Origin of the sequence: Gordonia sp. (in: high G+C Gram-positive bacteria), assembly GCF_052106715.1 — a bacterium.
Lineage (GTDB): Bacteria > Actinomycetota > Actinomycetes > Mycobacteriales > Mycobacteriaceae > Gordonia.
The window spans coordinates 1-2,629 of the sequence record NZ_JBQEDL010000079.1 but is presented as its reverse complement, the minus strand read 5'-3'; the positions used below and the strand labels follow the sequence as shown (position 1 = coordinate 2,629).

Genomic DNA, 2,629 nt, shown 5'->3' with positions numbered 1-2,629 from the left:
GACGCGTGGGTTCACCGTGGCTCCGCAGGATCAGCGGTTGATGTCGAAGCTGCGGGGGTCGATCACTCCGGCGTTGCGCGCCAAGCTCGACGTGCTGCTGACCGCCTGGGCCGCGCCCGGGATGAACAATCCCGAGGACGCCGATCCGCTGTTCGGCGCGGCCGACCAGGACGGCCTCGACCCCGATGTGCTCGCCGCAGCGCGGGAACGGGACACGCGGTCCACTGCGCAGCGCAATCATGACGCACTCGCTGCGATGGCCGACTTCGTTCTCGGCCACGGCGCGCTGGGACGCCCGGATCGGCTCCCGGCTGAATTGGTCGTCACCGTCACCGATCAGGAACTGGCCGCCGAAGCGGGCGTCGCGCTCACCGCGACCGGTGTGCGCATTCCGGTCTCCGAACTCGTCGAGATCGCCGCGCACGCCACCCCGCATCTGGCGGTGTTCAAGAACAACACGTCCGAGGTCCTGTATCTCGGCCGCGGCAAGCGCTTCGCGAGTAAAGCGCAGCGGCTGGCGATGTTCGCCCGCGACCGTGGGTGCACCGGGCCGGGCTGCGATGTGCCGTTCGCTCGGACCGAGGCGCACCACACGACGCGGTGGGAGAGTGGTGGCCGCACCGACGTGGACAACCTGGGCGCGGCGTGCGGCAAGCACAATCGTGCCGAGGGCACCGGTCCCGGTAAGTGGGAGACGGCCGTCCTGGGTTCGGGTTCGGATGCGGGCCGGGTCGGTTGGCGGCCGTCCGGGTCCGCCGACCAGTGGCAGATCAACCCGATCCATCACGTCGGGCAGAGCCCAGGAATGTTGCCGCACGGCCCGCCCCGTGGTGCGGGCTCGGCGGTCGAGGCCATGCTCGCTCGGCTCCTCGACGCAGCCTGACCCGACCGGAGCCCGCTCCCGGCCGGGCGGCAGTCTGTCGGCGGGGGCCGCGACGTGCCGTGCCCGCTACTCGAAGTCGGCGCCGACCTTCGGCGGCGACGCCGCCAGGAGCGTGTTCTCGTCGTCGCTGAAGGCGCGTGAACGAGAGAGGAAGCGGACGCCCTCGGGGGCCTCCAAGGAGAAGCCGGCACCGCGTCCCTTGACGACGTCAAGGATCAACTGAGTGTGTTTCCACAGCTCGAACTGGTCGCCGTTTATCCAGATGTGTACCGCGGGGAGGGGATCGGCCAGTTCGATCGTGCCGACGAGGACATCGCGCTGACCGATGCGGTACTCGCCGACCGGATAACACATCGGCGCCGATCCGTCGCAGCATCCGCCCGACTGGTGGATCATCAAGCCGCCGTTCAGTTCGGTGAGTTTCGTGAGGAGGTCGACGGCGGACTCCGTCGCCGTCACGCGATCAGGGGCCTCAGACATGCCGTCGTCCTTTCGTTGTCGTGTGGTCTCGAGGGTAGGCGTCTCGAATGGCCGGGGGTCTCGACTTCGCTCGACCAGCGGTGAGTGGCTCGACCAGCGGCGGGGAGGATCGACCACCAGTAGGTGAGGCTCGAGTGGCAGGTGATGGAAGTGGTGCTCGCCCGGGCCGGGATCGCCGGCCCGGGCGAGAGACTACGGATGCCTCAGAAGAAGCCCTTGGCGCTCTGCGCGTAGCCGACCAGGAGGTTCTTGGTCTGCTGATAGTGGCCGAGCATCATCAGGTGGTTCTCACGGCCGACGCCGGACTGCTTGTATCCGCCGAAGGCGGCGTGCGCCGGGTAGTCGTGGTAGGTGTTCGTCCACACGCGGCCCGCCTGAATGTCGCGGCCCGCGCGGTAGGCGACGGCACCGTTGCGGCTCCACACGCCCGCTCCGAGGCCGTACAGGGTGTCGTTCGCGATCGAGATCGCCTCGTCGTAGTCGGTGAACGATGCGACCGAGAGGACCGGACCGAAGATCTCCTCCTGGAACACGCGCATGTTGTTGCTGCCCGCGAACACGGTCGGCTGGATGTAGAAGCCACCCGACAGGTCGCCGCCGAGGTCTGCCGGCTCGCCGCCGGTGAGGACCTTCGCGCCCTCCTCCTGGCCGATCGCCAGGTAGGAGCGGATCTTCTCCCACTGGTCGCTCGATGCCTGCGCACCCATCATGGTGTCGGTGTCGAGCGGGTTGCCCTGCTTGATCGCTGCGACCCGGGCGACGGCCTTCTCCATGAACTCGTCGTACATGCCCTTCTGGACGAGTGCGCGGCTCGGGCAGGTGCAGACCTCACCCTGGTTGAGGGCGAACATCGAGAAACCCTCCAGCGCACGGTCGAGGAAGCCGTCGTCGGACGACATCACGTCGTCGAAGAAGATGTTCGGGCTCTTGCCGCCGAGTTCGAGCGTCACCGGGATCAGATTCTCGCTCGCGTACTGCATGATCAGTCGGCCAGTGGTGGTCTCACCGGTGAAGGCGATCTTGCGGATGCGCGGGCTCGACGCCAGCGGCTTGCCCGCCTCAACGCCGAACCCATTGATGATGTTGAGGACGCCGTCGGGCAGCAGGTCGGAGATGAGGCTCATCAAGTAGAGGATCGACGACGGCGTCTGCTCGGCGGGCTTCAGGACGATGGCGTTACCCGCGGCCAGTGCGGGTGCGAGCTTCCACGTGGCCATGAGGATCGGGAAGTTCCACGGGATGATCTGGCCGACGACGCCGAGCGGC

At 67.7% G+C, this 2,629-nt stretch carries 3 protein-coding genes; 1 reads left to right on the top strand and 2 read right to left on the bottom strand.

Translation table 11 applies throughout. The annotated features are described in order from the left end of the window. Window positions 1–883 (top strand): DUF222 domain-containing protein (locus tag ACTIMF_RS19080; protein ID WP_442351856.1); only part of this gene is annotated, 883 nt, incomplete at its 5' end. A 66-nt stretch (window positions 884–949) separates the two neighbouring features. Here ACTIMF_RS19080 and ACTIMF_RS19075 read toward each other — a convergent pair. Together ACTIMF_RS19075 and adh are read right to left on the bottom strand one after the other, a co-directional pair. Then, entirely contained in the window at window positions 950–1,363 is a 414-nt protein-coding gene (locus ACTIMF_RS19075) for a DUF779 domain-containing protein (RefSeq protein ID WP_442351855.1), read from the bottom strand. A gap of 203 nt (window positions 1,364–1,566) precedes the next feature. Further along, window positions 1,567–2,629: aldehyde dehydrogenase (gene adh / locus ACTIMF_RS19070; RefSeq protein ID WP_442351854.1), on the bottom strand; the 1,063-nt coding region annotated here is incomplete at its 5' end.